Below are 4,617 nucleotides of genomic sequence, written 5' to 3'. Positions count from 1 at the left end.
AAATTGGTAGACGCAGGGGACTCAAAATCCCCCGCCGAAAGGCGTGCCGGTTCGATTCCGGCCCCGGGCACCATCTGATGATTTCAGACGGATCAGAACCCCTCGGAACCCGCATGCTTGCCAGGCATCGCGGGTTTTTTGTTGTCTCACAGGGGGACAGGTGTTCGCATGGGCATTGGCCGGCGCTGCCGGGCCGGATCAAGCTCGTTGGCCGGCGATGTAGTGCTCGAGTTGCTCGATGATGAACTTCTGCTCGGAGAGGATGTCCTTGACCAGATCACCGATCGAGACCAGGCCGGTCAGCCTGCCGGCGTCCATCACCGGCAGATGGCGCAGGCGGTGCTCGGTCATCAGCGCCATGCATTCCTCGCTGGTGCGCTGGGGCGGCACGACCATGACCAGGGTCGCCATGATGTCGCGCACCGGCGTTTCGTTCGGCGAACGTGCCGTCAGCACCAGGTTGCGCGCGAAGTCGCGTTCGGAGACGATACCGATGACCTGTTCGCCTTGCACGACCACCAGCGCGCCGATGTTCTTCTCTGTCATCAGCTTGACGGCATCGAACACCGAGGCGGCGGGCCCGATGGTGTGAACGACCAGGTCGACTTTAGACTTGAGGATGTCTACCACGGTTGTCATGACGATCCCTCCCCGCTCCAACGCGGCTGGGTCAACTGCCGGGCGATGTTGCCCAGGTAATCGAAACTTAAGGCGCGGTTTGCCGGCGCGTTCGACAGAATCGGACTTGCCGGGCTGAAACCCTCGAAGAGTCAGCCGCCATAGAATATCGTAAGGCAAAAACCGTTTTGAAGCTTGCGCATCGCAACGCCATGGCGCTACGGTCTGGTGCGCCGCCGCCCCGGCACGGGCGCTTCGTTGGAGGGGGAATGGCAACCAGCGTATCGCTGGCCTTTCGCTGGCCCTGAAGCACACCTGGAAACAGATAGTTTCACAATAAGCGCCAGTCTCCCTGTCAGGTAATGGGCAAACCGGGAGGACAGGGCCATAGTCAGCCTGTTGCCGCAGCCAGCAGGAGATCCCAGGCTGACCTAAACCGCAACACAGGTACGTGATGCATCACGAATCACGCTTTTATCGACCAGGAGAACCATCCATGTCAACAGAAGAAGAGGAAGTACGCAAAGCCTCCGGGCAGTTCTACGCAGCGATAAGCCGCATGGTCAGTGGCGATGCCGCCTCACTCGCAGACGTTTGGTCGCATAGCGAGGCCGTCACCACCATGCACCCCATAGGGGGTCGGCAAGTCGGGTGGAACGAGGTTCGGGAATCCTTCGAACAGGTCGCCCATATTTCAACGGACGGACAGGTCAAACTGGAGGACCAGATGATTCAGGTCGCCGGTGACATGGCCTACGAATTGGGCGTCGAGCGCGGACAAATCAAGCTTGGCGGCCATCCGGTCAGCATCGACCATCGCGCCACCAACATCTATCGCCGCGAGGCGGGCGCGTGGAAGGTGTTCCATCACCACACCGATATGGCTCCGGCGATGCAGGATGTACTGAAACGCCTGCAGGAAAAGGCGTAAGCAAGCTGACGGCAAAAACCGTCTGCGGCAGATGACCGCCCTTCGCAGCCGGCCCCTGCCAACGCCCTCAGACTGCTTCCGCGGCAATCGCCTCCCTGATGCCCTCTTCACGCAGCGGGTAGTCAGCGCCCGGCAAGTGCAGTGCAGCCTGCGCCGGAACGGGGGTGGCGCAGTCCTTGTGGATAACGCCGTCCTTCATCACCAGATTGATTTTGGCCGGGTCGGTCAGAATCGCCAGATTGCCCAGCGGATCGCCGTCCACCAGAACGAGGTCCGCCAGGAACCCGGCTTTCAATTGCCCGAGTTCATCCGGCCGCTGCATGATCTGCCCGCCAAGGCCGGTTGCCGCACGCAGCGCCTCGGCCGGCGTCATGCCGATGTAGTCGACAAAGTACTGCAGATCGTTGGCATTGGTGCCATGCGGCATCCAGGCAAAGCCATAGTCACCGCCCGGCAGGATGCGGATACCGCGCTTGTGCATCTTGCGAAGCGACTCCGCCGCCACCTCCAGTTCGCGCTTGTAGCCCATGGTCTCCGCTACGGACTCGGTGATGCCGTACTCGGCCGCGTTGTAATTGGTGCGTATCAACCAGCCGATGCCAGGCGCGACGAAATGCCTGTCTTTCGCGGCTTCCAGCAGGTCCAGCGCCTCCTCGTCGGCGAAGCTGGCGTGGTAGATCATCTCGATGCCATGCCGCACGCATTGCTTCACCGATTCGCTGGACCGGGCATGCGCGGCCATGCGCTTGCCATAGCGCCTGGCCTCCTGCGCCAGCATCGCCACCTCGTCCTCGGCAAACGGCGACATCTCGGCCGGCAGGCCGGCGATGTACTCGCCCGACAGGTTGATCTTGAGATGGTCAACACCGTACTTGATGAAGGTGCGGGCGGAGCGGCGGATTTCCTCCGGGCCGCTGCACACGCTGCCAAAGCTGAGCTCCTCAAACGGCATGTGCGGCAAGGTGTTGTCCCCGAGCGCGCCTATGGTGGTGATCTCCTGGCTGCCGGCCAGGTAGCGCGGGCCGGGGAACTCGCCCGCTTCAATGGCGTTGCGCAACACGACGTCAAGGCGTGGCTTGGCGGCTGCCGCGCCTATGGCCGAGGTCCAGCCCATGTCCAGGTAGCGCTTGGCCACGCGCACGCACCACAGAATGTGTTCTTCCGGCGGCATGAACTGGATAGCGGCCAGCGAAGGCTGGTCGTTCCAGGAAAAATGGGTATGCGCCTCGGTCATGCCGGGCATGAGGAAGCGGCCCTTGCCGTCGATCACACGGACCCCCTCGGTGCTGACGCGGCCTGGCGAGCGCACGACCTCGACAATGCGCTTGCCTTCCACCAGGACCTCGCCCTTGAAGGTGGCTTCGCCGGAGCCATCGAAGATGTTGACGTTGGTAAATGCGATGCGGTTCATGTGTGTCTCCTTCGGCCCTGTAGTGGCGGGCCATGGTTGATGAAAAATGAAACCTCAAAAATCAGCGGCCCAAGGCGTAAAACTGTTCCAGCTCCTGCATGCAACGCTGCGGCTTTTCGCAGGTGGCCCAATGGCCGCAGCCGTCAAGCACGACCTGCCGGCAGCCCGCGATGCGGGCAGCCATGGCCGCAACGCTGGCAGGCGGGGCAACCCCGTCCTGGTCACCGGTGACGAGAAGGGTGGGAACGGCGATGCGTTCAATCTCTGCCGGCTGAGCGCCCGCGAGGGCTTCGCAGCTCTGCGCGTAGCCTTCTGGTGACTGGCGCATCAGGCTTTCGCGCACCAGTGCCACCACGGCCGGTTGCTGCTCCCGGGTTTCCCGGCTGGTCGCGCCCTGCACAATGGCGTCGGCGATCTCCTGCATGCTGGCTGCTCCGCCTCGCGCCAATTTCGCCCGGGCAGCGATGTTGGGCCGGGCGGCCTCCGGCGGCGCGACCAGCGGGCCGAAAAGGGCAAGCGTTTTGACCTTGCCGGGGTTGCGTACGGCCAGGTGCTGCGCAACGATGGTCCCCATGGAGTGGGCCATCACATGGACAGACTCCGCGCCCAGACTGGCAAGCACACTTTCAATGGCCGCGACGTAGCCCTCGATGGAAAGCGCTTGCGCTGGCAGGCTGGAGCGGCCACTGCCCGGCAAATCGGGACGAATCACCTTGAAGCCGGCCAGCACCGGCAACAGCGGCGTCCAGGTGTTGGACGAGCCACCCAGCCCGTGAATGCACAGCAGCGCGTCGCCCTGGCCATCGATCTCCACCGCCAGGTCGTTCAACATGTGGGTTGTCATGTCCGGGTTCTCAGACGAAGCGGTTTTCGATGGAGCCGAGGCCGTCGATCTCGATGCGCACCACATCACCCGCCTTCAGGTAGCGCGGCGGCTTCATGCCCATCCCCACACCGGCCGGCGTCCCGGTGGCAATCACGTCCCCCGGGTACAGCGTGATGCCCCGCGAAATGGTTTCGATCAGCGTGGGGATGTCAAAAATCATGTTCTCGGTTGGCCCGTCCTGGCGAAGTTCGCCATTGACCCAGCAGCGCACACGCGTCCGGGTGCCGTCGAACTCGTCGGCGGTCACGATCCACGGGCCCATCGGGCAGAAGGTGTCGAAGGACTTGCCCATGTCCCACTGCCCATGCCGCATCTGCACATCGCGCGCCGTCACGTCGTTGACCACCGTGTAACCGAACACATGGTCCAGCGCGGCGGCGCGGGTAATGTTCTTGCCACCCTTACCGATGACCACGGCCAGCTCGGCCTCATAGTCGATCTGCGTCGATACTTCGCTCGGCACCAACACGTCATCATGCGGCCCGACGACACACTCCGGCACCTTGGTAAAGACAATCGGCCAGGATTCTGCGTTCTGGTCGTTGCCCTTGAAGACCGAAGCCGACAACTCCCTGGCGTGGGCGTGGTAATTGCGCCCGACGCACCAGAGATTGCGCCTGGGTATGGGCAGCGGGGCGTCGAGCTCGACGTCGGCAATCTTGACGGCCGCACCGGCAGAAGCCGGAATTTTTCCGCCGTCGGCCATCGTCTCGATGATGCCCAGCACGCCTCTTGTGGCCTGCTCCGGCGTCAAGTCAAGCGGGGTGACTG

The 4,617-nt window shown here is 63.0% G+C and carries 5 protein-coding genes; 1 reads left to right on the top strand and 4 read right to left on the bottom strand.

Annotated features, from left to right (window positions below):
* Positions 1-198: 198 nt before the first annotated feature.
* Positions 199-639 carry a CBS domain-containing protein gene (locus RMO23_RS18505; RefSeq protein ID WP_309684365.1) on the bottom strand — a complete coding sequence of 147 codons (441 nt, stop codon included), beginning with the start codon at positions 637-639 and terminating at the stop codon, positions 199-201.
* A gap of 475 nt (positions 640-1,114) precedes the next feature.
* Between RMO23_RS18505 and RMO23_RS18500 the strand changes: the two genes are divergently transcribed.
* Positions 1,115-1,549, top strand: coding sequence for a nuclear transport factor 2 family protein (locus RMO23_RS18500; RefSeq protein ID WP_309684363.1), 435 nt, complete (start codon positions 1,115-1,117; stop codon positions 1,547-1,549).
* Positions 1,550-1,616: 67 nt separating this feature from the next.
* Here RMO23_RS18500 and RMO23_RS18495 read toward each other — a convergent pair whose 3' ends face one another.
* The 3 genes from RMO23_RS18495 to RMO23_RS18485 form a co-directional block, all read right to left on the bottom strand.
* On the bottom strand, positions 1,617-2,960 hold the full coding sequence (locus RMO23_RS18495) for an amidohydrolase family protein (protein WP_309684362.1): 1,344 nt from the start codon (positions 2,958-2,960) through the stop codon (positions 1,617-1,619).
* 61 nt (positions 2,961-3,021) lie between these two features.
* The gene (locus tag RMO23_RS18490) at positions 3,022-3,804 is read right to left on the bottom strand and encodes an alpha/beta fold hydrolase (RefSeq protein WP_309684360.1); all 783 of its coding nucleotides are present in this window, start codon (positions 3,802-3,804) and stop codon (positions 3,022-3,024) included.
* A gap of 10 nt (positions 3,805-3,814) precedes the next feature.
* Positions 3,815-4,617: fumarylacetoacetate hydrolase family protein (locus tag RMO23_RS18485; RefSeq protein ID WP_309684358.1), on the bottom strand; the 803-nt coding region annotated here is incomplete at its 5' end.

This window comes from Polaromonas sp. (genome assembly GCF_031411155.1).
Taxonomy (GTDB): Bacteria; Pseudomonadota; Gammaproteobacteria; order Burkholderiales; family Burkholderiaceae_C; genus Polaromonas.
The sequence above is the reverse complement of the archived record's forward strand: the minus strand, read 5'-3'. Positions and strand labels throughout refer to the sequence as shown.